Here is a 25,759-nt window from a genome sequence, read left to right on the forward strand (position 1 = left end):
TCCAGGTTACCCTCAGCCTTCAGGTACTGCGCGTGTCCAAGATGATGGTCTTTACGGGGAATGCCAACCCCGATCTCGCTCGGCGTGTCGTACGTCAGCTGCATATCCCTCTCGGTGACATCTCTGTCGGAAAATTCTCCGACGGCGAGATTACCGCTGAGATCAATGAAAACGTCCGCGGTAAAGACGTCTTCATCATTCAGCCGACTTGCGCACCGACCAACGATAACCTGATGGAACTCGTCGTGATGGCAGATGCCTTCCGCCGTTCCTCAGCCACCCGAATCACTGCGGTGATCCCCTACTTTGGTTACGCCCGTCAGGATCGCCGTCCGCGCTCCGCACGTGTGGCTATCAGCGCGAAAGTCGTCGCTGACATGCTCACCGTGGTAGGCATCGACCGTGTGCTCACGGTTGACCTGCACGCTGACCAGATCCAGGGTTTCTTCGATATCCCGGTAGATAACATCTACGGCTCCCCTGTATTGGTGGATGACATCGAAGACCAGCGTTTCGAAAACCTGATGATCGTGTCTCCGGACATTGGTGGCGTCGTGCGTGCACGTGCCGTTGCCAAGTCGCTGGGCGTGGATCTGGGCATCATCGACAAACGTCGTGAGAAGGCCAACCACTCCGAAGTGATGCACATCATCGGTGATGTCGAAGGCCGCACCTGCATTCTCGTCGACGACATGGTCGACACCGCCGGCACCCTGTGCCACGCGGCGAAAGCCCTCAAGGAACATGGCGCTGCCAAGGTCTTTGCCTACTGCACACACCCTGTGCTGTCGGGTCGGGCGATCGAGAACATTGAAAATTCCGTGCTGGACGAGCTGGTGGTGACCAACACCATCCCGCTGTCCGCTGCAGCACAAGCCTGTGCACGTATCCGCCAGTTGGATATCGCACCGGTAGTCGCCGAAGCGGTTCGCCGCATCAGCAATGAAGAATCGATCAGCGCGATGTTCCGCTAAGGGCCCAGCCCGGAAGAACACTCGTTGACGTAAAGCGCCCCGCCCCAACACCCATGTTGGGGCGGGGCTTTTTTGCCCATGCCGCTCACGTCGGTCGCAGACGTGCCCGGAAGATGGCTATTTTGGAGATACAAAATGACTGATTTCACCCTGAACGCCGAAGCGCGTAACGACCTGGGGAAAGGTGCGAGCCGCCGCCTGCGTCGTCTCGCCAGCCAGGTTCCTGCCGTTGTCTACGGTGGCGACAAGGCTCCTGAGTCCATCACCATCCTGGCGAAAGAAATCGCCAAGCTGTTCGAAGACGAGGCTGCTTTCAGCCACGTGATCGAGCTGAACGTTGGTGGCACCAAGCAGAACGTGATCGTTAAAGCCCTGCAACGTCACCCAGCCAAGCAGTTCATCCTGCACGCCGACTTCGTTCGCGTTGTTGCCGGCAAGAAACTGACCGCTACCGTTCCTGTGCACTTCATCAACGAAGCTGCTCCAGTGAAGAAAGGCGGCGAGATCTCCCACGTTGTGAACGAGATCGAAGTTTCCTGCGAAGCCAAGGACCTGCCTGAATTCATCGAAGTCGACCTGGCCAACGCCGAAGTCGGTTCGATCATTCACCTGTCCGACCTGAAAGCACCTAAAGGTGTTGAGTTCGTAGCTCTGGCACACGGTGACGACAAGGCTGTTGCCAACGTTCACGCTCCACGTGTTGCACCAGAAGAAGGCGCTGCAGAGTAATTTCACTCTGACGCCGGAGTGACTGGAAACATCGCGGACTGGAACGTAGCGAGAAAGCGGGCGAGAATGCGGAGTTTACATCATGGTAAATGAGCATTTTTCGTCCACTTTCACCGCAGGCTCCACAGGTTGCGGCGTTGTTATCCACCATTCCATAGAAGGGCCCCTGTCGTGACTGCCATCAAACTGATCGTTGGCCTGGGTAATCCAGGCACCGAATACGAACAGACCCGGCATAACGCGGGGGCCCTTTTTGTTGAGCGTATCGCTTCGGCACAAGGCATCAGCCTCGTGGCCGATCGCAAGTATTTCGGCCTGACCGGGCGCTTCAGTCACCAGGGTCAGGATGTTCGTCTGCTGATTCCCACCACCTACATGAACCGTAGCGGCCAGGCCGTATCGGCATTGGCTGGATTCTTCCGCATCAAGCCCGAAGAAATCCTTGTGGCGCACGACGAACTCGACCTGCCACCCGGTGTTGCCAAGCTCAAGCAAGGCGGCGGGCACGGCGGTCATAACGGCCTGCGCGACATCATCGCGCAGCTCGGCAACCAGAATAACTTTCACCGCCTGCGGCTCGGCATTGGCCACCCCGGCGTTGCAAGCATGGTTTCAAATTTCGTCCTGGGTCGTGCGCCACGCGCCGAACAGGAAAAACTCGATGCCAGCATCGATTTTGCCCTCGGCGTGCTGCCGGATATCCTCGTCGGTGAATGGAACCGCGCGATGAAAAACCTGCACACCCAGAAGGCCTGACTCTTTATCCGAGGGGAAACACCATGGGATTCAACTGCGGCATCGTCGGCTTGCCCAACGTCGGCAAATCCACCCTGTTCAACGCCCTGACCAAATCCGGCATCGCGGCGGAAAACTTCCCCTTCTGCACCATCGAGCCGAACAGCGGCATCGTGCCGATGCCAGACTCGCGCCTGGCGGCCCTGGCCGAGATCGTCAATCCCAAGCGCATCCTGCCGACCACCATGGAATTCGTCGACATCGCCGGCCTGGTGGCTGGCGCATCGAAAGGCGAAGGCCTAGGCAACAAGTTCCTGGCCAACATCCGTGAAACCGATGCCATCGCCCACGTGGTCCGCTGCTTCGAAGACGAGAACGTGATTCACGTCGCCAACAGCGTCGACCCCAAGCGCGACATCGAGATCATCGACCTGGAACTGATCTTCGCCGACCTCGAAAGCTGCGAGAAGCAACTGCAGAAAGTCGCGCGCAACGCCAAGGGCGGCGACAAGGAAGCCGTGGTCCAGAAGGGCCTGCTGGAACAGCTGATCGCCCACTTCACCGAAGGCAAGCCGGCGCGCAGCCTGATGAAGAACATGAGCACGGACGAGAAAGCCGTGATCCGTGGCTTCCACCTGCTGACCACCAAGCCGGTGATGTACATCGCCAACGTTGCCGAAGACGGCTTCGACAACAACCCGCTGCTGGACGTGGTAAAAGCCATCGCCGCCGAAGAAGGTGCGGTCGTGGTACCGGTATGCAACAAGATCGAAGCGGAAATCGCCGAACTGGACGACGGTGAAGAGAAGGACATGTTCCTCGAAGCCCTTGGCCTCGAAGAACCAGGCCTGAACCGTGTGATCCGTGCCGGTTACGAAATGCTCAACCTGCAGACCTACTTCACCGCCGGTGTCGAGGAAGTCCGCGCCTGGACCGTCCGTGTTGGTGCGACCGCACCGCAAGCCGCCGGCGTGATCCACACCGACTTCGAAAAAGGCTTCATCCGCGCCGAAGTGATCGCCTACAACGACTTCATCCAGTACAAGGGCGAAGCGGGTACCAAGGAAGCTGGCAAATGGCGCCTGGAAGGCAAGGACTACATCGTCAAGGATGGCGACGTGATGCACTTCCGCTTCAACGTGTAGCCCACGGCACGTCATGCAGAACAAAAACGCCGCGTTGATCGCGGCGTTTTCGTTTCCGGCGCATGGCGCTACGACTAGGCGACCGCCTGGCTGGAAGCGAGGCACCCCTGGCGGATCAGGTAATCCACCACATGAGTAGCCGCTTCCTGCGCGCTCAGGCGCACCGTTTCAATATGAATATCCGGAGCCTCAGGCACCTCGTAGACGGAGTCGATGCCAGTGAAGTTCTTGAGCTGACCACTACGCGCCTTCTTGTAAAGCCCCTTGGGGTCGCGTTCTTCGGCAACCGCCAGCGGTGTGTCGATGAATATTTCGTAGAACTCATGGTCCTCGAACAAGGCCCGCGCCATTGCCCGCTCGACGCGAAAGGGTGAAATGAACGACACCAGGGTGATCAACCCCGCATCCACCATCAATTTCGCGACATGGGCAACGCGGCGGATATTCTCCACACGGTCTTCATCGCTGAACCCCAGGTCGGCATTCAGGCCCTGGCGCACATTATCGCCATCGAGCAGATAACTGTGCCGCCCCAACGCATGAAGACGCTTTTCCACCAGGTTGGCGACAGTGGTCTTGCCTGCAGCGGAGAGCCCGGTAAACCACAATACAACGGGCTTTTGCCCCATGAGAGCGGCATGGGCATTCTTGTCGATCTCGATCGACTGCCAGTAAAGATCACGCTCCACCGGGTCTGGCAGATGTCTGGTTTCGTCACTGCTCATCAGTTGCTTCTCCAGCGTTGAACACGACAGGTGCGCTGCACCTCTTCCATATCGGAATACAAAAAAGCTCACCCTTTGACAAAGGGCTTCAACAAACCATGTGCCGCCGAGTGGCGTAGGGTGAACCAGACCCATAGGTAGGTACGCCAGCGAAACGGCAGTTGGCGATCAAGAAAGATTCGCCTGAAATAAAAGAACAGCGCTCCCCGCTCCTTCGGCGGGCCTTCGCCCGACGCGGAACGAAGCACCGCTTCGCCCACCGGCTCCCCGCGCAGCGCCCGGACAACACGGCTGGCGGCATCACGTCGATTGTCGCCCAGCGTAATGAAAATGGGATCATCCTTGAAACGCCCACGCTTGCTGTAGGTTTCGTCGAAATCAGCCTTGCCCGTTCGATAATGCAGGTGTTCGAAGACCACGTCGTCCAGATAGACGACGCGATCGAACCCCTCATGCTGGATGCGCTTGAAGATATCGAACAGATGAAAATCGATGAACGCACCCGCATAGGCTTGCGGATAAGGGTCAACCAGTAATTCGCAGGTACTGCGCGAAAGGATGGGAAACGTGGCCAGGCCGCCCTTTTTCAGCAGGTCATTACAGTAGCCAAGGTAGACCCGGTCCGCGAAGCGCCGGTCCAGGGCCCTCAGCTCCCGATCCCAGCCGGGGGTACGCATGACCATGTCATCGTTGACCAACACGATGATCTGCCCGCGCGACGCCTGAAGACAGGCAGTGTTATACGCCCCCATGGAAAGGTTGGGACCAATCAGTCGCACCGTATGTACAGCATCACACTGTAGCTGGTGGCTTCCAAGGTCGTCCTCATCCACATAAAGGATGACCTCCACTGCCGCAAGGCACTCTGCGGTAGCCACCACGCTCGCGAAGAACCGCTCGACCAGTTCCGGACGCCCACGGGTTGGCAACAGCAGGGAAATCAACGGTTCCTGCGTCTCGGGTACGGAAGCCTCCAGGGTGGCAGGCATGACGGTACGCCTTATTGTGGATAACTCTGCGTCCATCTTTCATCTCCATTTCCGGAATAAGGCACACGATCAATCATTTGCCAGTAGTCGAAGAGATCATGCGGAAATGGGTGCTCCTGCATGAACCTCGCCGCCATGGCCTCATACTCCGCATGCATGCGTACATACAGGGCATCCGTGCCTTCTACATAACCACGCAGCACGTCGAGCCAATCGGGTTGCTCGAGGTTTATCTGGGGGCAGCACGCGGCGATCTGTGAGGTATCGGCCGTGCCCAGGGAAACCGTCACCTTCCCCACCCTGAGGGCCGCGATGATGCGCATCAGTGACAACCAGCGCCAATCCAGGCGCTGGGGAATATTGAGAACCAGCTGCGCCGAACGGTTCAGGGCGTCGCGCTGGCTACGGGAAACGAAACGCTCCGGACAAGCGATCGAAAAACCCTCGCTACGCAACCTTTCCAGCATACGCCCCCGATAGTCCGTGACAGCCCCAGTGAACAAGAGATCGCTTTGAGCGGAACCTGCCGAATCGGGAGCGACCTTGGGGAGCGAAGGGAAGCCAATGGCCCTCACCGGAACACCGGGCAGCAACTTGTCCATGTTGATCAGTTCGGGCAGGTCCCCCAGCATCAGGAAAGCACAGATATGTGGCAGACATTCGAACAGGTGCTGGATACGAGCCACCTGTACGGCCGGATGCATGTAGTCATTGTTGTTCCAGAGCGGATCACCATGGATCAGTATCTGGTCATCAATGAAATCCAGGTGCTCGGTCATGATGACCGCGACCCGCTTGCCGCGGGCCTCGCAGAAATCGATGAGGGTGTCCCGGGTGCTTTCTGAAAAGTTCTCGATGACGATGTTCAGGCGACTTTCGCTGGGGCGCTTGCCCACGCTGACCGGATACCCCTGCTGCTGCAGTGCCATGACCAGGAAATCGACCTGGTCGCTGATACCGTAGAACGAATGGTTGTAGACCCACAGATGAACCGGTGGCCTGCCATGAAACGGCGTCATGTTCACCTCCTGTGTGCCATGGACGACTGATCCGCGCTTTCTACACCAGCAGGCAGGCTGGCGATCACCAACTGCTCGACAGCCTGCAAATCCACTCCACTGTGGTGACGGCTATAGCGAGAGGTTTCCAGATGTTCGGGCTCGAATGCCCCCTCACTTTGCAGAATGGCGTGAAAACGCTTTCCGTAACGAATGATGTTGTAGCCATGGAAACCCTCCACGACCAGATGAGGCTGCTCTGCCGACCTCGCCTGCGGATTTGGAACGGTGGCCGTTCGTGACTGCTGCGCGCGACGATATCGACGCAACCACTGCGAACACTGGCTATGCAGCCGGGGAAAGGGCATCAGCCATCTCGACAACAGCTTCACCAGTGCCGAAGGCTCGGGTTGATCCACCCTCCCCTCCTGCGGCAGATAGGCTCCCGTCAACTCGAGCAGGCTGTTGGCCCAGACGGCAGGCTGCGCCTGGGTCCGGGTGTACTGGGTCAATATCGACCAATCAGGAGTATGCAAGTCTGACTTGCCTTCCATGAGTACGAAGCACCCACCCACGGACCAGACACTGCGTCCTCCGGTATTGATCCTCAACCTCGGGCGCGCGTCCTGGCTGAACGCCCGCTTCAGGCCCACGTTATCAAGCAGGCCTCCGTCAATGAGTGGCGGCACCGGGGCGGGTGTTGCAGGAGCAGCCATCAAACTGTCCCTGTAAAGCTGGCGGACCTGTGTCCAGAATGTCTCGACAAACGACGTCCCGGAGAGCTCGGTAATTGCTCGCTGATGGCCACGCCTTTGCAACGCCAGGTAAGTCTCCGGCAACAGCACGTCGGGAATTCGAGCAAGCAGTTCATCGACCAGCGAAACGTCCTCATGCTCCTTGCGAGCAGCAAACAGCCAGGGTTCTGGAACCTGTGACTCCGTTCCGAGGATCATTCCGTCCTGGCCATCCTGCAAGTACGTGCCAATCCCACGAAGCGCAGAGACGACAGGCACGCAGCCCAGGCTCATCGCCTGGAGAATATCGAACCCAGACAGCACGTCGGTCGGCTGCAGGAGAACGTGCGACCCCGCCATAAGGGCCTCCACATCTGCCTGGGAGGAACTGGCCCACAGAATGCTGCGACCGGTCTCGCGCTCGACAAATGCCAGATCCACCCCCATGGCCATCAGGGCCTCGGAGTCGGGACGCTCACAGGCCATGCTGAGCAGACCGTTGCGACCAGCGGCACAGAACGCCTTCCAGAAGCGCAGGACACGGTGCCCGCCACAGGTGAAGAAGTCGCTCTCGTGGTCCGGAACCGACACGAACACAAACCTCGGATGCGCTATCGAGGGTTTCCCGGGAAGCGTCCCGCGAGCCTCGACCATGGATACGGGCAAACCGATACGAGAGGGGAACAACCGGGATTGCAACTGCGGCAACCCAAGGAAATCATCCAGTGCCACGAGCGTATCCGGCTGTGGGGAAAAAATACCCAGGCACAAGGGGCTGCCCAGCAATGCACGGTAATGCTCGCGAATAATCGGCAATTGCTCGCTGATGCTCGATTGCGATCTTGTCCACGGCGCAAAAAGCCCGCGCAAGGACTCGCAATGCAGAACAAAGGGGCGGGTCAGGCTGGGAAATGCAATGGAGTGGAAGAACTCGATGTCACCCGGTAATGCCTGAGTCAGTAGGCGGTTTTCAGGGCTGAAGCAACACATGTAGGGCTCGGGCCATTGATCGCCAGGCTGACTCGCCAGCGCCGCCAACAACCGCTGGCGAACCGGCTCGGATTGCTCCAGTTGATGTCGCACGGCAACGTTGTCCAGGACATTGGCCTTCACGCCGTCGGGCATCGACTCGAACAAGGCGCGATACGATGGGTGGCATCCACGCCAGGGAATGTAGTGACTCAGGTTCCAGGGAACAGCCACTGCCAATTGATTCATGATTGCCCTCCTGGCTTATGGGTGACCAGTCTCCAGAGACGCTGCCACCAAGGTTGCTCCAGGCGGTGCAACATCCGTTCCATGGCATCTATGCGTGCGTTGGCACGCTCCAACTGGTACGCCAGCTCATCGCTGGCCTTCTGTAATTGTCCATCCAGTACAGTCACGCATTCTTTCTGCGGGGCATACCAGCGCATCACCATGGACAAGCCATCGATATGCTCGGCCAACTCATCCAGCGTTCTGGCGATCAGCAGGTCGCTGCCCGGATAACGCTCGAGCAGGGTGTGCAAGCTGCCGGAAAGATCCATGGGACCCGCAGCCTGGCGCAGTCCAACGAAGTGTTGCTGGATCCTGAATACATTGAAACCGTTATAGGTCGTCACCAACGCCGGTCCCTCTTCAGGTTCGACAGGACGGCCAACCAAGATGCGGGATACCTCATGCAGAATGGCCTTGCGCTCCTCGACAGCGCTCTGGCCCAGAAGCACCAGGGCCTTGAGCTCCCCCACCGACGTCGCCGAAGGCAAGGCTCCCAGTTGCGCCTCGGAACACACACGCAGGTCGACAGCCCCCACCTGCAGCGGCAGCGCATACAGGCGCTTGCGAAAACGCACCAGATTGCATCCGAAAAAATCCCCTTCCAGCAGGATGGGCGTCTCGTCGAACGTCTCTGCCGCATAGCGTAGCGGCGCAGACTGGCGCTTGCAGCGGTTGGCCGGCAAGTCGATGCTGCCATCGATGGGGTATCCCAGGGTAGCCAACAGGTCCTGGTTATGTTCGACGAAACGGGCGATATCCACCTCGGCCATCGCTTGCCGAAATCCACCGATCTGCCCCGAGCGGAACGTCGCGGATGCCGGGTTGAACAACGTCGCGGCAATGGCGGCGGGCGAGCCTGGGGCCTGGAGCTTGAGCTGGATAGACCAGATGAGGCGCAGTTGATCCGCCTCCCGCCCTCCACCAGCGCTACCTATCAGCTCTTCGAAGGAAAGCGAGGCCACATTGGGGAAATCCAGCCAGGGTAGAAAACCGCCAACCCGCTGTCGAAGCGAACCCAGCAACCAGTTGTCATCCAGCAGGCGGGTTATCCGCCCTGCCACATCGAGACCACTCAGCCAGCCCGCAAAGGTGGTCTTGCCCTCACGATCATAGTAGTTGGCCTCGGACACCAGGATATCCAGGGGGTGCCGGTACATGAACAACGCTGGCGACGACAGGAACGCATGGTGACGGTTGCCGAAGCTGGAACGCCGTACACCATCGACAAAGAAATCCGCCGCGACCGTATGCGAGTTGCTGTATTCGACGCAGTACCAGGTTTGTGGCTTGGGAAACTCCGGCATAACCACGCCTTCCCGATACCCCAGCGCCCGGGCCAGCTCATAGAGGAGGTGAGTCCCCGACTTCGGGATGGAAACCAGGAACAACGGACGTCGACTGAAATGGTGGTCGGTGATCGGGGCGAGCACGGAAACATCACGCAAGCCGACACAGGCGAGCAGTTGGTCAGCCAGGCGCTCACCGTCAGTTTCAGTGAAAATGATCCATTGCGGCCGGCTGGAGGGTTCATCCTCCCGCGGCAAATCGCGTAACAACCGGACGCCCCGGGCCTGTGCAGCGTCAGCAACCGCCCGGGCCAGGGTATTTTCGCCGATCAGCCGAACGATCAGGTCCTGATTCGAACAGGACGGAGTCAGCAACTCCAGGAAAGCCTCGGGCTTCGGAGCGCAAAATTGCAGGTTGTTCATGAATATCTGATCCGTGCAAGCAGGTTCGCCAGTCGCTCATCGACCTGGATACCCGGCAAATGCCCGATATCACTGGCAAAACCCAATGTGCCCGATGCCTGTCGCAGGCTGTAGTGGCGACCGGCATAGGCGACGATGTTTGTGGTGCCAATACCCTTGAGCAACAGTGCAAAAACACGTCGCGGATAAACGAGGACAAGAAGTCGCCTCGAACTCATGAGCTGGCCTTTTCCATACCGGACAACGACAGGACTTCATGCTTGACCTGCAAGTCGGCGAAGCCTGTAATGCCCGGCGTTCCGGCAACAGTGAGCCGAATCACTGAACGTCTGACGTCCAGGAAACGGTCGGATTGCGCGGTGATCTGCGTGCAGCCGACATTCAGAAAATACTCCCCTCCGACCAGACGGGCGTGCCAATCGAATCTGACCACCAGGCATTCACCAGCGTCCGCCGATAACAATGGTGCACCCTGCATGTACTGGTTGGTTCCGAAAACGTAGGTACCATCAAGTGATACGATGGCAAAGCCTGCCGAAACCCCCTCCATTGCTTCATGGAAAAGCAGCTTCACCAGCAACTCCACAGGCTGGTTCGCGGGAATCCGTGGAGGGTCGCAACGCCCGTCGGCCAAAATTTCGATGTCGATGATCTGCACCTGGGTACTGCCAAGCCGCGTCTCATGGGCATTGTAGAATGGCCGACCAGAGACAACATCCGTACGTCCGGTAGTCAGTAGCCGGGCCTGTTCTACATGGGACGACTCCGGCTCGTCGATACTCGTGGGGGCCTCCACCTGTGTCCCGAACAACAGGTTCTGGTACAGGTTCACCGCCGCCACAATCGGGCCGTCATAACACAGGTTGCCATGGTCGATCACCAGCCCGCGCTTGCACAGGCGAAGCATGGTGTCGACGCTGTGGGACACGAACAAAATGGTCTTGCCCTGCTCGACGAACTCGCGGATACGCTGGAAACAGCGATGCTGAAACATCGCATCGCCAACACTCAGCGCCTCGTCGATGATCAGGATCTCCGGGTCGACATGGATCGCCGCCGCAAAGGCCACCCGTACGAACATCCCTGACGAGTAGGTTTTCACCGGCTGATCGAAGTGCTCGCCAATCTCGGCGAACGCCTCGATGGCAGGCATCCTTTCGATCATCTCACTGCGGGAAAACCCCATGATGGCGCCATTGAGAATCACATTTTCACGGCCACTGAACTCGGGGTTGAAGCCTGCCCCCAACTCCAGCAGCGCAGACACCTTGCCATTGATCTGCACACTGCCGGTGGTCGCCTGCATGACCTCGCAGATGATCTGCAACAGCGTCGACTTGCCCGAACCGTTACGCCCGAGCACCCCGATGATCTCGCCCTTCATCACATCGAAGGAGATCCCGCGCAGTGCCCAGAACTCCCGGTGATATTGCTTGCGAAACGGATGTAGCGCCTCGATGAGGCGCTCACGGGGTGAAGCGAACAATCTGAACTTCTTCGAGACATCCGTCACGGAGATGGCGATTTCGTTCTGCATGGTAATTAGAGAACATCCGCGAATTCCGGCTTCAGCCGGCGAAAAATGGCTGATCCGAGAAAAAACAGCCCAAGGCTCACGCCCCAGAAAACCAGTGTCTGGCTCATCGGCGGCCAGGAGACGGTTTGAAATATCAGCAGCCCACGATAGCCCTGGACGATGTAGTAGATCGGGTTGTAGACCGCCCACTCCCTGATGGCAGGCGGCATGATCTCCAGCGACCACACGATCGGGGTACTCCAGAACCACAGGTTGAGCAGGATCGTCAGCGCCTGGCCAATATCCCGATAGAACACCTGCAAGGCCGCCAACAACCAGCCAAGTCCCAGCAACAGGACACTCATGCAGAACAGGAAATAGACGAACAACAGGCGCTCCCAGGCGAACGTCACGTCGTAGAACAGCATCATTCCTGCCAGCACCCCCAGGAATACCCCATGGGGGACAAGCCCGGACACCAGGTGGACTACCGGCAAGACTTCTGTCGGAAAGACAGTCTTCTTCACCAGATGGTCGTTACGGGTGATCGAGTGGGTAATGGCCTGCAGTGCTTCGCTGAAGAAGAACCAGGGTACCAGACCACAGACGAACCACAGGACAAAGGGAGTCCCCACCGGCCCCTGGGCACGAAAGCCCACCGCGAAGACGAAATAGAACACCACGACGACAGCCAGCGGGTGCATGAAAGCCCACAACATCCCACCCAGGGTTCCCGCATAACGGTTCTGCAGATCGCGGATCGCCAGCGCCTGGATCATGGAGCGATGGCGAATCACATTGCGCAGTAGATGTTGTCGCGAAGGGTTCTTGAGCAAACGGGGATCCTTTCATTCAACCTGGATGACGACAGGGTCAGACGTTACCGTAGACCGAGTTCTTGATCATGGTGAAGCCCTTGATCAGGTCCCGGATGCCGTCGTCCAGCGACATGGTGGGACGGTAGCCGGTCGCTTCCACCTTGGCATTGGACACCACGTAGTTGCGCTGGTCCTGGTCCTTGCCCACGGGCGCCTCGAGAAACACGAAATCGGGAATATGGGCCTGGATTCGCTCGCACAGCTCCCGCTTGGAGATATTCGCATCCGACAAGCCGACGTTGTAGACCTCACCCTTCATGGACGAAAAGTTCTCCAGGCCATGCAGGAAGACTCGCGCCACATCCCTCACGTGAATGTAATTGCGTTTGAAAGAGCTCTCGAACAGCACGACGAAGCGATCGTATACCGCGCGATAGGTGAAGTCGTTGACCAGAAGGTCGGTACGCATCCGTGGCGACATGCCAAAGACGGTTGCCAGGCGGAAGCTGATCGCGTTCTCACGCTGCATCAGGTGCTTCTCGACTTCGACCTTTTCCTTGGCGTACTGGGAAATCGGCCGCAGCGGCGAGTCCTCGTTGCAGTAGTTGTCGGCATCACCGGTACCATAGGCACTGTTGGTTGTCGGCATGAGGACGATCTGTTGCGGCGACATCAGGCGTAGCATCAGCTTGATCGCGTCATGGTTGATGCTCGAAGCGCCCACCGGGTCGGCACTGCATATCGGAGCCCCCACCAGAGCCGCCAGGGGGATGACCACATCGGCCTTGCTCAACAGGGGGGCCATGACGCTTTCGAGACGGATGTCTCCCCTCACCACCGTGAAGTTCGGATCGTGGCAAACATGATTCAGGCTCGCCTGCTTGAACAGAAAGTTGTCCAGAACCGTGACCTTGTGGCCAGCCGCCAACAGGGCGGGAACAAGTGTGGAACCCAGATAGCCGGCACCGCCGGTTACGAGAATATTGAGACTCATCGTCTGCTTCCTTTTTCGAGTGAGTAGGAAATGTAGATAAAGTGGCAACCATGCCCATGCCCAGGGCCCGAGTACGTCAACCGCGGCCCTCCGGGACTATCAGCACTTGTCCGGCACGCTGGTAATCGTGGGGAATGCCAATATCGATAAACGAGCCCTCGGCGGCGAACCCGGACACACAGGCCCCACGCCCCAGCAATGCCGGCAACAGCTCGTCTTCCAGCGATACGCTATTGCCGGCCATGAATGGCAAGCCGAAGAGACTGTCCCGACGAACCCAGTACACCCCCCCATTGGCGAGGCAGCCCGGTAACCCGCGCTGGGATGCCAACGAGAGAATCCGCTGCTCGTCGGTCAGTTCGAGGCCCATGTAGCGGTTCGCCTCCTCGGCGCGGAAAAGCGACAGCGCCCAGTCCGAGCCGGCCTTGCGGGCAAAGCTGTCGAGCGCGGCGAGGTCGACGGCAAAAAACGTATCGCCATTGAGCAATACGAACGCGTCCTCGTCCTTGAGCATGGCCGCCGCCAGCAACAGCCCACCACCGGTCCCCAGGCGCTCATGCTCGATCGCATACTCGATCTCGGCGGTACGATAGCGACCGCCGAAATGCTCGGTAATGACCGTGCACTGGTACCCCACCGACAGGATGAAACGCGAGATACCCTGCCCGATCCAATAATCCAGCAGGTACTCGAGAAACGGCCGGCCATTGATTGGCGCCATCGGCTTGGGCACGTCGGAGACGACACTGCGCAGCCGGGTGCCCAGGCCGCCGGCAAGGATAATCGCGGTACGAACCGTCATGGCTTAGACGTCATTGAGGTAGCGGCACAACTCATCGATTTCCTCGTCGCGCAGGTCGGGGAAATTGCCGATGTAGAAACCGTAGAAATGGATGTGCTCGGTCTCGGGGAACTCGCGATAGTAGCCGTCCGGCACGAGCCCCTTCAGGTAGGGCTGGCGCAACTGGTTGCCGCCACCGGCGCTGCCCCGGCGGAACTCGATACCACCCTCGCGCATGTGGACCATGAGCCGCTCGACCAGATCGTCATCGGCCTCACGCAGGACCAGGTTGAACGCGTAGTTGCTCGAACCTTCCAGCTTGAAATCGGTGCGGTACTTCTGCGAGTCGATCTGGCCGAGAAAGCGACGCAGGTTCTGCGTACGACGCTCGACGTTGGCTGACAGGCGCTTCAGTTGCTTGCGCCCGAGAATCCCGCCGATCTCGGTATTACGGGTATTGAACGCCGGAAACGCGAAGATGAAGTCAGGGTTCAGCTCGGGGTTGGCCGCCCGGTATTCGGCTTGTGTCTGCGGGTCGTTGGCCTCGCGCACCATGCCATGGGAGCGCAGCATCCGAGCCTGCTGGTAGACGAGCGGATCGTTGGTGCAAATCATCCCACCCTCGATGGTGCTCATGTGGTGGGCATAATAGAACGAGAAGTTCGAGACCCAGCCGATGCTGCCCAGACGCCGCCCATCATGTTCGGCGCCGTGCGACTCGCACACGTCCTCGATCAGGGGGATACCCCGGCGGTCCAGCTCTGCCAGCACTTCGTCGTCGATACCGTCGAAGCCCTGTACGTGGGTCAGGAACACCGCACGGGTGTGCTCGGTCAGCTTATCCAGGATCTGCTTGGGATCCATGGACAGGGTACGCGGGTCGATATCGGTGAAGACCGGGGTAAACCCGTTCTGCAGGACGCTGGCGATATCGGAGACCCAGGTCAGGGAAGGCACGATCACCTCCCCACCCTGCGGGTAGCGCAGCTTCAGCAACGCCATGGTCAGCAGGTTCGACGAGGCACCTGAGTTGACGAACACGCTGTACTTGACCCCGAGCCACTGCGACCATTCCGCTTCGAAGGCTTTCACATGCTCGCCGTGGGTAAGCTTGGGATCATCCTGGCGCAGATGCTCGATGACCGCGTCCAGGTCTTCACGCAGGATGTTGTTGCGCATCAAGGGGTATTTCATGATCGGGAATTGCTCCGTCTTGCTATTGGGCATGGAATCAAAGAGAGAATGAACCGTGAAAGTCGCGGACCTTGTGGGTCACCGCGTCGACACCGATACCGACCTGTTCGTGCAAGGCCGCCCGCTCACCCAGCTCGAACCGATACTGGGAGGCCACACCCACATTGAACAGGCGGATTTCGGGAAGGCGTCGGGCCAGCAGATTGAAAAGCAGGGCATCCAGGCCACCGCGCCCCTCAAACCCCTCCTCCAGTGAAACGACACCCCGAAAACCGGCGAATAGAGCAATCAACGCCTGCTCGTCGAAACCACTCAGGTCGAACAGGTCGACCACAGTGACCCGCAGCCCATCGGCAGCCAGGCGCTCGGCCGCCTTGAGGGCGGTCTGCGTCATGTAGCCGGTCGAGACCAGGCAAAGCGCGTCACCTGCGCCATGAACATGGAAACCACGCGCGAGGTCAGGCGAACCCTGCGTGTAGACCACCGGCAGCACTTGGGCATCCAGGCGCAGGTACTTGATCCCCGGACGCTCCAGACAGCGTGACGCCAGTGCGGCCGAGGTCACCTGGTCGGCAGGCGAAAGCACCTGCATGTTCGGCAGGCTGCGCATCAGCGTGAGATCCTCGTAACACTGATGAGTCGGGCCAGAAACCACATAGCTGTAGCCGGCACCCACTCCGATCAGGTTCACGTTCATGGGCCGCACGGTGGAAAGCAGTGCCAGGTTCACCCGGATCTGCTCGAAGCAACGCATGGTGATAAAAGGTGCAATCGCATAGGCAAACACCTTGAACCCTTCAAGAGCCAGGCCCGCCGACACATTGATCAGGTTCTGCTCGGCGATCCCGACGTTGACGAACCGCTGTGGAAAACGCTCTCGAATCTGGTCGAGCACCGGTGAGCCGAAATCGGCGGTGGCAAAGAAAATGTCGTCATCGGCCTCCATGGCCTCGACGATGGACGAAAGCAACGTGTCACGCATCGCCCGCGGCTTTATCGACTGCAGCGTGTCACTCATGATTCGACTCCCAGCAACTGATCAATCAACTGCGGCGCAATTGCGGTGATGTGCGACAACGGCGCATTTTCCAGACCCGGAACCCGGTGGCCCTTGCGGGTATTGACGATGATCGCGCGAGGCTGCTGCCCGGTACTGGCACGGCCTGCATTCAGCGCATCGGCAATGGCCTGTGGAGAGTGACCATCCTCCACGACCTGGACCTGCCAGCCGAAGGCGGTGAACTTGGCACACAGGTCCCGATGGGAAACGATGCTGTCCGTGGGGCCGAGCATGCTGATCTGGTTGTTGTCGACGATCACCGTGAGATTATCCAACTGGTGCTGCGCAGCGAACATGAAGGCTTCCCAGTTCGAGCCCTCGTGCAGTTCTCCATCGCCGGTGACCACATAAACCTGCTGGTCGCGGCCACGCCGTTTGAGGCCCAGGGCCATGCCGGCCCCTACGCCGACACCATGCCCCAGAGAACCATTGACAGTCTCGTAACCCGGAATCACCGGGTCGGGAATCCCACCGAGGAAACTGCCCTCCTGACAGACACGTTCCAGTTCAGCAGCCGGAAAATAACCGAGGTCGGCAAGAATCGGATACATGCACAACGAGCCGTGGCCCTTGCTGATGATGCAGCGGTCACGACCGGGCCACAGGGGGTCGGCCGGATTCTGCCGCAAGAAGCCTCCGTAGTAGAGCACCACGAAAATTTCGATCGGCGATAACGACGAGGCAACCCGGGTCTCCGGCGTATGCCGATGAATCTTCAAGGTTTCCCGCCAGACCCAATGCGCTTTCTCTTCCAGGGAAGTGGCGAGCGCGGGCTCTAGTTCATGCATGGCTGCTCTCCAGAAAAGATGCATAGGTTCGGCGGATACCCGCCTCCAGCGAGATCGAGGGACGCCAACCCAGTTCGAGAATGCGCGAACTGTCCAGCAACTTGCGCAAGGTGCCGTCGGGCCGCTCGGTGTCCCAGGCGATTTCGCCACGGTAGCCGACGACATCCGCGATCAACAGGGCCAACTCCCGAATCGACAGGTCATGCCCTGAACCGACGTTGATCGGCAGCTCGACAGTCGAAAGATCCGCCTCCAGCAGTGCCTGACAGGCCGTAGCCAGATCATCGGCGCAAAGGAATTCGCGCCGCGGCGTACCCGTACCCCACAACGTGGTCAGTGGTTCCTGCGCCTTGTGAGCCGCGTGGAAACGACTGATCAACGCCGAAAGCACATGCCCGGCCTGGGGGTCGAAGTTGTCGTTCTCGCCGTAGACACTGTTCGGAATCACCGGAATGAAGCGCTGCTCGCCGTACTGGCGGTTATACGCCAGGCACATATGGACCCCTGCCAGCTTGGCCATCGCATAGGCGATGCTGGTCATCTCCGGCTTCCCGCTCAACAGCGCATCCTCAGTCATGGGCTGCGGGCACTCGCGCGGGTACATGCAGGACGAGCCGAAGAACACCAGGCGTCGCACCCCATGCGTGTGGGCGCTCTGGATGACGTTGGCCTGGATTTCCAGGTTGCGGGTGATGAAGTCGGCTGGATAATTGACGTTATCGACAATGCCGCCCACCTTGCCCGCCGCGAGAATGACAATCTCGGGACGCTGCTCGGCAAAAAACGCCTCGACGGCCGACTTGTCGGTGAGTTCCAGTTGCTCGTGTTCGCGCAGGATCAGATCGGTGAAGCCGGCCGCAGTGAAATGCCTGACAAATGCAGAGCCAATCATTCCACGATGCCCCGCGATGTATATTCGCGAATGCCTTGAAAGAAACTGTGACATGCTTAAAGTCCGTTGGGCTGATAAAGAACGACCCGGCTACCGGAGTTCTCGAACTGGAAGGGCACATGAACCAGGTTCTTCAAGCGCTCACGAACCTTCCACTGCAGTTCCGGCTTGACAAAAAACAGCATGAAACCGCCTCCACCCGCGCCCAACAATTTCCCTCCCGTCGCCCCCGCCGAACGGGCAGCATCATAAATGGCGTCCAGGTCCGAGTTGCTGACCCGGTCCGACAGCCCCTTCTTCAGCATCCATCCCTCATGCAGCAGCGAGCCGAACTCGTCCAGCGAATTCGTGGCCTGGAGAATCGACAGGGACTCGTCGGCCATCTGCATGATCTGCGTCAGCTCACTATGACGCACGGAGATGTTCTGGATCTTTGATTGCGCAATCTCCGCGGCAATCCGGGAGAATCCGGTAAAGAACAGCATGAGGTGGTTCTGCAGGTGGCGCAGCCGCGACTCGGGCAGGATGATCGGAGATACCTTGAAGTTGCCATCACGCAGGAAATCGATGCGATTGAAACCACCATAGGCTGCGGCGATCTGGTCCTGAGAGCCGACACTCTCCTTGATGACATCCTGCTCCACATGAATGGCCAGCTTCGCCAGGGAGTCCTGGGAAATCTGTTTCCCATCGAGAGCCTTCAGTGCATGCAACAAGCCCACGGTGAACGATGAGCTGGACCCCAGGCCGGAACGCGCCGGAAGGTCGCCATCATGGTGTATCTCCAACCCACGGTCGCACTCCATGTGCTGGAGCACGGCACGCACGGCGGGGTGCTGGATTTCGCTCGGGTCCATGGCATTTTCGATCACCGAATAGACGATCCGGTACTTGTGATCGAAGAACGGCGGCAGGTGCCGGCAAGTGATATAGCAATATTTGTCGATCGACGTTGAGATTACCGAGCCACCCTGCTCACGAAACCAACCTGGGTAATCGGTACCACCACCGAAAAATGAAATACGATAAGGTGTACGCGTGATGATCACAGGCTAGTCTCCCAGCAATTTCCGCCGCAATTTGATACGAGTCATGTCTTCGATATTCAGGCGCTGCGTGAGCCCGAACTTGTCCTCGACAAGACTCAAGTAGGTCGGATTGGTGAAATAACGTTGCCAGGCCTCATCTCGGAACTTCAGTACCTGTGCAGCTGACAGATGCTTCGTGGGTAAAGGCTCGCATTCATAGGACAGAAACGCATACCCTTCATAGCTCGACGGCAACTTCCAGCCTTCTTCCCGAGCGATGCGGTTCATCGGGCTGCCCGGCAGCGCCTGGCACGGGTACATATTGGCCATCTCGCAGTTCAACTCGATGGCCAGATCCAGGGTTTCCTGCATCGTGTCCAATGTATCGTCGGGAAAGCCGAAAATGAAATTGCTGATGACATTGATGTCGGTCTGCCGGATCACATCGCAGACATCACGAATGTTGACCTCCTTGAAAGAGCCCTTGGAGACCTCCTGCCGGACCATCTGGTTGCCCGCCTCGACGCCGAGTGCAAGCCAATTGACCCCGGCCTGCTTGAACAACTCCAGGGCGTCACGTCGTACTGTATCGACACGCGAATAGGTCCACATGTTGAAATCGAACTCGCGCTCGATCACCTGGCGCAGGACCGGTTCGTAGAATTTGCGATTGAGGAAAAACATCTCGTCGCTGATACGCAGCGTATGCACGCCGAGTTTTGCCAGTTTTTCCATCTCGCGCATCACCCAGGCCGGACTCCAGAAGCGCATGCCGCGGAAGCTGGCGGCGTCGGCAGTTTCCGAGTTGTCCGTCCGGTTGACGATGTTGATCATGCAGAAGTTGCAACCGAAGTTGCAGCCCAGCGAGGTATAGATCGCCGCAAAAGGCGTACGCTGGGCATGATCGAAACCGGCGTGCCAGAAATGTGCACGATAGAGGTCCAGGGGACGTTCCCTGTAGGGCAGGAGATCCCAGGCATACCCTGGCATGTCGATGTCCATGCGCTCCTGGGGCACCAGTCGCTCGGGAGGGTTGAGCACCGGCATGGGGAAATTGGCCGGGCCGCGCTGCTTGTAGCCGATGCCCTTGATCGTGGGCAGGTCATCGCCCAGATTGCTTGCAAGCAGTGAATGCAGGGCATAGACACCCTCGTTGAGCAGCACCAGGTCGACACAAGCGTGCGCCAGAACCTCTCGGGGCAAGGCACTGATGTGCGAGCCGACGAAGCAGATCTTGAACAGGGGCGACTGTTCCTTGAGCGCGGCGGCCAACTCCAGGGCACCAATCATGCTGGTCGTGCCGGAATTGGGATTCTGTCCGTAGACGACGAACACGACCAACCTCGGTCGATGAGATTCGACCCGCAGGACAGCCTGTTCAAGGCTCAGTTTTTCGGCATCACAGTCCAGGATGCCGACGCCGAACCCCTTGCTGCGGCAGGACTCCGCCAACAGCAACGACCAGGTCGGCGGCTCTATCGCGGAATATACGCTTGCCAGCCCCTGATAGGCCTTCGCCGACGAGTCAGGCGTTACAAATAGTGCATCCATAGGTGCTTTTCTTCCGTTTCTTGCTGTCCGAGGCTCCAAGCCATGAAAAACATAACGACGCCAACAAATACTGCAACACCGGGGACTCATATGCCTGCGGCATGAAAGCACTCGATTAAAGCACAATTTCCGAGGAAGTCAACGCCCTTTTCTTACACTATTAAGTCCTTGACCCAAATCAAATTATTGGAATAACCTACGAAGATAGCAATAAAAATTTGCTCACCGCCACCAGAGCAAATGATGGCACCTCGATATGTTGCTAGTTTCTCCAGCTGTTTAAAAAACACGTAACAAACAGGAAACAGCTACAGACACCCGCCACTCAGTGGAAAAGCCCTTCAGCCAATCATCCTCAGCTAAAGCTCATTTTTCCACTACCCTCGCCTTGTTGAAACGCTGGCACACCTAACACTCATTCGCCAATCGCCGACCACCTCATAAATCAAGATAAAAACAACACTTTCGTGCGACTCAAGAAAATATTTAAATCAGATTAAATTGTTACAAATCAATAGATTAGAATATTTTAATTTTGATACAGAGCGCCAAGCTCAGGCGCAAAAAAAGCCGATCGACTATTCCAACCAGACCCCGCCACAGAGCACCAGGCCTTCGCCTCAAGCAAAGCCGAGGGAGACCTAAATGAGGCCGCCAGGGGAGACGGAACCCCACCGCGAGCACGAGCACACCTACAGACAGCCGACTTCTACTCGATATCAAGCTGTAAATCCCTATATATGGGATTGTAATTTATATATTGAGATTAAAGGCACCGCAGGCTTATAGTCTTCCTCATGAGCTCCACGCACTCACTGTCCAAAAACAACTTTCAGGTGACGCGATGCAGGCGCAATTGATCGCGCTCGATTGGGGAACGACCTCACTTCGGGCCTATAAACTCGCTGCGGGCGGCCAGGTGCTCGAACAGCGTTCGCTGTCGTCGGGCATCATGCAACTGCCCAATGTGCCGCGAATGATCGCCGGCCAGCCATGCGCCGATGGCTTTGAGCTGGCCTTCGACGAGGCCTGTGGCGATTGGCTCGATGCTCAACCCGCACTGGCGGTCATCGCCTGCGGCATGGTCGGCAGCGCCCAGGGCTGGTCCGAAGCCGCTTACCGTGACACCCCGGCAAATGTCGCCACACTGGGCAACTCCTTGAGCCGCGTGCGCAGTTTGCGCGGTGTCGATGTGCATATCGTGCCTGGCGTGATCGAACGCTCGCGCTTGCCGAATGTAATGCGTGGCGAAGAGACCCAGGTCCTCGGCGTGCTGCAGGACCTGCCGGCGAACGCCAGCGACCATCTGTTGATCGGCTTGCCGGGCAGCCATTCGAAATGGGTCGAGGTGGCCGAGGGTTGCATCGTCCACTTCGACACCTTCATGACCGGCGAACTGTTCGCCGTGCTCAGTGAACACAGCATCCTGGGGCGTACCCAGCAGCGCGGCGCGCCGTTCGAGAGCGCGGCATTCGACCGCGGCGTCCAGGTGGCGCTGTCCACCGACAGCGAAAATGGCCCGCTATCCACCATGTTCAGCGCGCGCACGCTTGGCCTGACGGGCGAACTGAGCCCGGCCGAACAGACCGACTACCTGTCGGGCCTGTTGATTGGCCATGAGCTCACCAGCCTCGCCGAGGTCCAGCGTCGTCGGCGCAACAGCACCGACTTGCCGTCGATCATGCTGATCGGCAATGCCCAGCTCTGTGCCCGCTACCGTCGCGCGCTCGATCGCTGCGGTTTTGCCCAAGTGAGCCTGGCCGAACAGGCCACCGAGCGCGGTCTGTGGCACCTGGCCGAAGCAGCCGGACTGATCGCCCAAGCGCCAGCGGCCAACTAGAAACGCCTGCGTTCAACCAGACAAGAGGTCCAACATGCTCAAGCAAGCACTGGCGAAGAACGGCCTGATCGCGATCCTTCGCGGCCTGCGTCCCCAAGAGGCGGCGGCCATTGGCGAGGTTTTGTACCAGGCCGGTTTTCGCGTCATTGAAGTGCCACTCAACTCGCCCGAACCGTATGAAAGCATCCGCATCCTGCGCGGCCTGTTACCGGCCGATTGCCTGGTCGGTGCCGGCACGGTGTTGCAACCGGAGCAGGTCGAGCAAGTGAAGGCCGCCGGCGGGCAGGTGATCGTCATGCCTCACAGCGATCCCCAGGTGTTGCGCGCGGCGAAGGCGGCAGGACTGTATCTGTCGCCGGGAGTTGCCACGCCGACCGAGGCCTTTGCCGCGCTGGCCGAAGGGGCCGATGTATTGAAGATGTTCCCTGCCGAGCAAATGGGACCGGCAGTGGTCAAGGCGTGGCTAGCGGTGCTGCCGGCGGGGACGTTGCTGATTCCGGTCGGAGGCATTACCCCGGACAACATGCGGCCGTTCGTCGAGGCCGGCGTCAGCGGTTTCGGCCTGGGCTCCGGGTTGTTCAAGCCAGGGCTGAGCGCCGATGAAACAGCGCAGCGCGCCAAGGCTTATGTGCAGGCATGGAACGCATTGCGTTAAGACTTTCCGGCGCCCTGTGCGCTTCATCCCAACAAGAGAGACAAAACGATGAAAATCACCAAGCTGACGACCTTTATCGTTCCGCCGCGCTGGCTGTTCCTCAAGGTCGAAACCGATGAAGGGGTGACCGGCTGGGGCGAACCTGTCGTCGAGGGCCGGGCCCACACGGTCGCGGCGGCGGTCGATGAGTTGTCGGATTACCTGATCGGCAAGGACCCGCGCAACATCGAGGATATCTGGACCGTTCTCTACCGCGGCGGTTTCTACCGAGGCGGCGCGGTGCACATGAGTGCCCTGGCCGGGATCGACCAGGCGCTGTGGGACATCAAGGGCAAGGCCCTCGGGGTGTCGGTCAGCGACCTGCTGGGTGGTCAGGTGCGCGACAAGATCCGGGTGTACTCGTGGATCGGCGGTGACCGCCCGGCTGATACCGCACGTGCGGCCAGGGAAGCCGTTGGCCGTGGCTTTACCGCGGTGAAGATGAACGGCACCGAAGAGCTGCAATTCGTCGACAGCTTCGAAAAGGTCGACCTGGCCCTGGCCAACGTCGCCGCCGTACGCGATGCGGTGGGACCGAATGTCGGCATTGGCGTGGACTTCCATGGCCGGGTTCACAAGCCCATGGCCAAGGTGCTGATGAAGGAACTCGACGCCTACAAGCTGATGTTCATCGAAGAACCGGTACTCAGCGAGAACTACGAGGCCCTGAAGGAGCTGGCACCGCTGACCAGTACACCGATCGCGCTGGGCGAGCGGCTGTTCTCGCGCTGGGATTTCAAGCGGGTGCTCAGCGAAGGCTACGTCGACATCATCCAGCCGGATGCCTCACACGCCGGCGGCATCACCGAAACCCGCAAGATCGCCAACATGGCCGAGGCCTACGACGTGGCGCTGGCGCTGCACTGCCCGCTCGGTCCGATTGCCCTGGCGGCGTGCCTGCAACTGGATGCGGCCTGCTACAACGCCTTTATCCAGGAGCAAAGCCTGGGCATCCATTACAACGAAAGCAACGACCTGCTCGATTACGTCAAGGACCCTCGGGTGTTCGACTACGACCAGGGCTTTGTAAGGATTCCGAACGGCCCGGGGCTGGGCATCGAGATCAACGAAGAGTACGTGATCGAGCGCGCGGCCATCGGCCACCGCTGGCGCAACCCGATCTGGCGCCATGCCGATGGCAGCTTTGCCGAGTGGTGATGCCTGGCTGATCGATCAGGGAAGGTCCGTATCCGGACAACGGCATTGTTGTGAATGAACGCCCTCAATAAACATAAGAAGAGGCACTCCCCATGCAACAGGAAGTCTTTACCGGCTCGGCAGCGTTGCTGACGCCGAGCCGCAAGCGCTTTTTCATCATGGTCCTGCTGTTCATCACCGTGGTGATCAACTACCTGGACCGCAGCAACCTGTCGATTGCAGCGCCGGCACTGACCAGCGAGCTGGGGATCGATCCGGTCCATGTCGGGTTGATCTTCTCGGCGTTCGGCTGGACCTACGCCGCCATGCAGATCCCCGGCGGCTGGCTGGTGGACCGGGTGCCGCCGCGTCTTCTCTATAGCCTCGCGCTGCTGCTGTGGTCGGCAGCCACGCTGATGCTCGGCTTCGCTGGCAGCTTTGTCGCGCTGTTCATCCTGCGCATGGCCGTGGGCGCACTGGAGGCACCGGCCTATCCGATCAACAGCCGGGTGGTGACCAGTTGGTTCCCGGAGCGCGAGCGCGCGACCGCCATCGGTTTCTACACCTCCGGGCAGTTCGTCGGGCTGGCCTTCCTGACACCGGTACTGGCCTGGCTGCAACATGAGTACGGCTGGCACATGGTGTTTGTCAGCACCGGCCTGGTAGGGATTCTCTGGGCATTCATCTGGTACGCGGTGTATCGCGAGCCACGCGAGTTCAAGGGGGTCAACCAGGCGGAAATCGAGCTGATCCGCGAGGGCGGCGGGCTGGTGGATATCCAGGCCGAGACCGCCAAGCGCAAGGCGCCTTTCAGTTGGAAGGACCTGGGCATCGTCTTGAGCCAACGCAAGTTGTGGGGCATCTACCTCGGCCAGTTCTGCCTCAATTCGACGTTGTGGTTTTTCCTGACCTGGTTCCCGACCTATCTGGTGAAATACCGTGGCATGGACTTCATCAAGTCCGGCCTGCTGGCGTCGTTGCCGTTTCTCGCGGCGTTCGTCGGCGTACTCTGCTCGGGGCTGTTCTCCGATTGGCTGATCCGCCGTGGCGCGACCCTCGGGCTGGCCCGCAAGTTGCCGATCATCGGCGGCTTGCTGATTTCCACTTCAATCATCGGGGCCAACTTCGTCGAATCGACACCGTGGGTGATTGCCTGCCTGGCGCTGGCGTTTTTCGGTAACGGCATGGCGTCGATCAGTTGGTCACTGGTTTCGACCCTGGCGCCGGCCCGCCTGCTGGGGCTGACTGGCGGGGTGTTCAACTGCATCGGCAACCTGGCGGCGATCGCCACGCCGATCGTGATCGGCTTTCTCGTCAGCGGTGACTCCTTCGCCCCGGCGATCACCTATATCGCAGTGCTGGCGCTGATTGGTGCGCTGTCCTATGTGGTGCTGGTCGGCAAGGTCGCGCGGATCGAGCTTTAGGTTTGGTACAGACCCTGGCAAGCATCAGACCGGGCGACCATAAT

The 25,759-nt window shown here is 59.2% G+C and carries 23 protein-coding genes; 8 read left to right on the top strand and 15 right to left on the bottom strand.

All coding sequences use genetic code 11. The features are described from left to right. Positions 1–32: 32 nt before the first annotated feature. The 4 genes from AC6I6U_RS31975 (at position 33) to ychF (ending at position 3,583) form a co-directional block, all read left to right on the top strand. Positions 33–974 carry a ribose-phosphate pyrophosphokinase gene (locus AC6I6U_RS31975; protein WP_003171603.1) on the top strand — a complete coding sequence of 314 codons (942 nt, stop codon included), beginning with the start codon at positions 33–35 and terminating at the stop codon, positions 972–974. 135 nt (positions 975–1,109) lie between these two features. Beyond that, positions 1,110–1,703 carry a 50S ribosomal protein L25/general stress protein Ctc gene (locus AC6I6U_RS31980; RefSeq protein WP_497879914.1) on the top strand — a complete coding sequence of 198 codons (594 nt, stop codon included), beginning with the start codon at positions 1,110–1,112 and terminating at the stop codon, positions 1,701–1,703. Between the two features lie 171 nt (positions 1,704–1,874). Continuing rightward, positions 1,875–2,459, top strand: coding sequence for an aminoacyl-tRNA hydrolase (pth, locus tag AC6I6U_RS31985; RefSeq protein WP_497879915.1), 585 nt, complete (start codon positions 1,875–1,877; stop codon positions 2,457–2,459). Positions 2,460–2,482: 23 nt separating this feature from the next. Next, positions 2,483–3,583 (top strand): redox-regulated ATPase YchF, encoded by a 1,101-nt coding sequence (gene ychF / locus AC6I6U_RS31990; protein WP_497879916.1) that lies wholly within the window; start codon positions 2,483–2,485, stop codon positions 3,581–3,583. A gap of 74 nt (positions 3,584–3,657) precedes the next feature. On the opposite strand, the gene cysC is transcribed toward ychF, so the two are convergent. The 15 genes from cysC to AC6I6U_RS32065 all read right to left on the bottom strand — a co-directional run bounded on the left by cysC (position 3,658) and on the right by AC6I6U_RS32065 (position 20,620). Further along, positions 3,658–4,308 (bottom strand): adenylyl-sulfate kinase, encoded by a 651-nt coding sequence (cysC, locus tag AC6I6U_RS31995; RefSeq protein WP_497879917.1) that lies wholly within the window; start codon positions 4,306–4,308, stop codon positions 3,658–3,660. Between the two features lie 68 nt (positions 4,309–4,376). Continuing rightward, the gene (locus AC6I6U_RS32000) at positions 4,377–5,297 is read right to left on the bottom strand and encodes a glycosyltransferase family 2 protein (RefSeq protein WP_497879918.1); all 921 of its coding nucleotides are present in this window, start codon (positions 5,295–5,297) and stop codon (positions 4,377–4,379) included. Between the two features lie 11 nt (positions 5,298–5,308). Continuing rightward, positions 5,309–6,316: a hypothetical protein gene (locus tag AC6I6U_RS32005; RefSeq protein ID WP_497879919.1), complete on the bottom strand. Its 1,008-nt coding sequence runs from the start codon at positions 6,314–6,316 to the stop codon at positions 5,309–5,311. A 2-nt stretch (positions 6,317–6,318) separates the two neighbouring features. Further along, complete coding sequence (locus tag AC6I6U_RS32010) at positions 6,319–8,247, bottom strand: glycosyltransferase (RefSeq protein WP_497879920.1); 1,929 nt, start codon at positions 8,245–8,247, stop codon at positions 6,319–6,321. Beyond that, positions 8,244–9,998 carry a hypothetical protein gene (locus tag AC6I6U_RS32015; RefSeq protein WP_497879921.1) on the bottom strand — a complete coding sequence of 585 codons (1,755 nt, stop codon included), beginning with the start codon at positions 9,996–9,998 and terminating at the stop codon, positions 8,244–8,246. The genes AC6I6U_RS32010 and AC6I6U_RS32015 overlap by 4 nt, the downstream gene beginning before the upstream one ends. Before the next feature lie 214 nt (positions 9,999–10,212). Continuing rightward, positions 10,213–11,535, bottom strand: a complete 1,323-nt coding sequence (locus tag AC6I6U_RS32020; RefSeq protein ID WP_497879922.1) for an ABC transporter ATP-binding protein — start codon at positions 11,533–11,535, stop codon at positions 10,213–10,215. A gap of 5 nt (positions 11,536–11,540) precedes the next feature. Beyond that, on the bottom strand, positions 11,541–12,350 hold the full coding sequence (locus AC6I6U_RS32025) for an ABC transporter permease (protein WP_497879923.1): 810 nt from the start codon (positions 12,348–12,350) through the stop codon (positions 11,541–11,543). 37 nt (positions 12,351–12,387) lie between these two features. Further along, complete coding sequence (locus AC6I6U_RS32030) at positions 12,388–13,326, bottom strand: NAD-dependent epimerase/dehydratase family protein (protein ID WP_497879924.1); 939 nt, start codon at positions 13,324–13,326, stop codon at positions 12,388–12,390. A 76-nt stretch (positions 13,327–13,402) separates the two neighbouring features. Further along, a complete protein-coding gene (locus AC6I6U_RS32035) occupies positions 13,403–14,128 on the bottom strand; it encodes a sugar phosphate nucleotidyltransferase (protein WP_497879925.1) in 726 nt (241 codons plus the stop codon). 3 nt (positions 14,129–14,131) lie between these two features. Further along, entirely contained in the window at positions 14,132–15,301 is a 1,170-nt protein-coding gene (locus tag AC6I6U_RS32040) for a DegT/DnrJ/EryC1/StrS family aminotransferase (protein ID WP_497879926.1), read from the bottom strand. Between the two features lie 37 nt (positions 15,302–15,338). Next, positions 15,339–16,319: a transketolase family protein gene (locus AC6I6U_RS32045; protein ID WP_497879927.1), complete on the bottom strand. Its 981-nt coding sequence runs from the start codon at positions 16,317–16,319 to the stop codon at positions 15,339–15,341. Further along, positions 16,316–17,149, bottom strand: a complete 834-nt coding sequence (locus AC6I6U_RS32050) for a transketolase (RefSeq protein WP_497879928.1) — start codon at positions 17,147–17,149, stop codon at positions 16,316–16,318. The genes AC6I6U_RS32045 and AC6I6U_RS32050 overlap by 4 nt, the downstream gene beginning before the upstream one ends. Then, the gene (locus tag AC6I6U_RS32055) at positions 17,142–18,095 is read right to left on the bottom strand and encodes a GDP-L-fucose synthase family protein (protein WP_497879929.1); all 954 of its coding nucleotides are present in this window, start codon (positions 18,093–18,095) and stop codon (positions 17,142–17,144) included. Before AC6I6U_RS32055 ends, AC6I6U_RS32050 begins: the two co-directional genes overlap by 8 nt. 2 nt (positions 18,096–18,097) lie before the next feature. After that, positions 18,098–19,090, bottom strand: coding sequence for a GHMP family kinase ATP-binding protein (locus AC6I6U_RS32060; protein ID WP_497879930.1), 993 nt, complete (start codon positions 19,088–19,090; stop codon positions 18,098–18,100). Between the two features lie 3 nt (positions 19,091–19,093). Next, entirely contained in the window at positions 19,094–20,620 is a 1,527-nt protein-coding gene (locus tag AC6I6U_RS32065; RefSeq protein WP_497879931.1) for a B12-binding domain-containing radical SAM protein, read from the bottom strand. A gap of 844 nt (positions 20,621–21,464) precedes the next feature. Here AC6I6U_RS32065 and AC6I6U_RS32070 point away from each other — a divergent pair. The 4 genes from AC6I6U_RS32070 to AC6I6U_RS32085 all read left to right on the top strand — a co-directional run bounded on the left by AC6I6U_RS32070 (position 21,465) and on the right by AC6I6U_RS32085 (position 25,715). Beyond that, complete coding sequence (locus tag AC6I6U_RS32070) at positions 21,465–22,460, top strand: 2-dehydro-3-deoxygalactonokinase (protein WP_497879932.1); 996 nt, start codon at positions 21,465–21,467, stop codon at positions 22,458–22,460. 34 nt (positions 22,461–22,494) lie between these two features. Next, positions 22,495–23,115: a 2-dehydro-3-deoxy-6-phosphogalactonate aldolase gene (locus AC6I6U_RS32075; RefSeq protein WP_497879933.1), complete on the top strand. Its 621-nt coding sequence runs from the start codon at positions 22,495–22,497 to the stop codon at positions 23,113–23,115. Positions 23,116–23,163: 48 nt separating this feature from the next. Further along, positions 23,164–24,312 (top strand): galactonate dehydratase, encoded by a 1,149-nt coding sequence (gene dgoD, locus AC6I6U_RS32080; RefSeq protein WP_497879934.1) that lies wholly within the window; start codon positions 23,164–23,166, stop codon positions 24,310–24,312. Positions 24,313–24,404: 92 nt separating this feature from the next. Continuing rightward, entirely contained in the window at positions 24,405–25,715 is a 1,311-nt protein-coding gene (locus AC6I6U_RS32085; RefSeq protein ID WP_497879935.1) for an MFS transporter, read from the top strand. Positions 25,716–25,759: the final 44 nt, after the last annotated feature.

The organism is Pseudomonas sp. UTLPPB19802, assembly GCF_059730225.1.

Excerpts from the sequence above, each read along its gene's own strand:
- AC6I6U_RS31980 (WP_497879914.1), top strand. The coding sequence starts at position 1,110 with ATGACTGATTTCACCCTGAACGCCGAAGCGCGTAACGACCTGGGGAAA.
- ychF (WP_497879916.1), top strand. The coding sequence starts at position 2,483 with ATGGGATTCAACTGCGGCATCGTCGGCTTGCCCAACGTCGGCAAATCC.
- cysC (WP_497879917.1), bottom strand. The coding sequence starts at position 4,308 with ATGAGCAGTGACGAAACCAGACATCTGCCAGACCCGGTGGAGCGTGAT.
- AC6I6U_RS32000 (WP_497879918.1), bottom strand. The coding sequence starts at position 5,297 with ATGCCTGCCACCCTGGAGGCTTCCGTACCCGAGACGCAGGAACCGTTG.
- AC6I6U_RS32005 (WP_497879919.1), bottom strand. The coding sequence starts at position 6,316 with ATGACGCCGTTTCATGGCAGGCCACCGGTTCATCTGTGGGTCTACAAC.
- AC6I6U_RS32010 (WP_497879920.1), bottom strand. The coding sequence starts at position 8,247 with ATGAATCAATTGGCAGTGGCTGTTCCCTGGAACCTGAGTCACTACATT.
- AC6I6U_RS32015 (WP_497879921.1), bottom strand. The coding sequence starts at position 9,998 with ATGAACAACCTGCAATTTTGCGCTCCGAAGCCCGAGGCTTTCCTGGAG.
- AC6I6U_RS32020 (WP_497879922.1), bottom strand. The coding sequence starts at position 11,535 with ATGCAGAACGAAATCGCCATCTCCGTGACGGATGTCTCGAAGAAGTTC.
- AC6I6U_RS32030 (WP_497879924.1), bottom strand. The coding sequence starts at position 13,326 with ATGAGTCTCAATATTCTCGTAACCGGCGGTGCCGGCTATCTGGGTTCC.
- AC6I6U_RS32035 (WP_497879925.1), bottom strand. The coding sequence starts at position 14,128 with ATGACGGTTCGTACCGCGATTATCCTTGCCGGCGGCCTGGGCACCCGG.
- AC6I6U_RS32040 (WP_497879926.1), bottom strand. The coding sequence starts at position 15,301 with ATGAAATACCCCTTGATGCGCAACAACATCCTGCGTGAAGACCTGGAC.
- AC6I6U_RS32045 (WP_497879927.1), bottom strand. The coding sequence starts at position 16,319 with ATGAGTGACACGCTGCAGTCGATAAAGCCGCGGGCGATGCGTGACACG.
- AC6I6U_RS32050 (WP_497879928.1), bottom strand. The coding sequence starts at position 17,149 with ATGCATGAACTAGAGCCCGCGCTCGCCACTTCCCTGGAAGAGAAAGCG.
- AC6I6U_RS32055 (WP_497879929.1), bottom strand. The coding sequence starts at position 18,095 with ATGTCACAGTTTCTTTCAAGGCATTCGCGAATATACATCGCGGGGCAT.
- AC6I6U_RS32065 (WP_497879931.1), bottom strand. The coding sequence starts at position 20,620 with ATGGATGCACTATTTGTAACGCCTGACTCGTCGGCGAAGGCCTATCAG.
- AC6I6U_RS32070 (WP_497879932.1), top strand. The coding sequence starts at position 21,465 with ATGCAGGCGCAATTGATCGCGCTCGATTGGGGAACGACCTCACTTCGG.
- AC6I6U_RS32075 (WP_497879933.1), top strand. The coding sequence starts at position 22,495 with ATGCTCAAGCAAGCACTGGCGAAGAACGGCCTGATCGCGATCCTTCGC.
- dgoD (WP_497879934.1), top strand. The coding sequence starts at position 23,164 with ATGAAAATCACCAAGCTGACGACCTTTATCGTTCCGCCGCGCTGGCTG.
- AC6I6U_RS32085 (WP_497879935.1), top strand. The coding sequence starts at position 24,405 with ATGCAACAGGAAGTCTTTACCGGCTCGGCAGCGTTGCTGACGCCGAGC.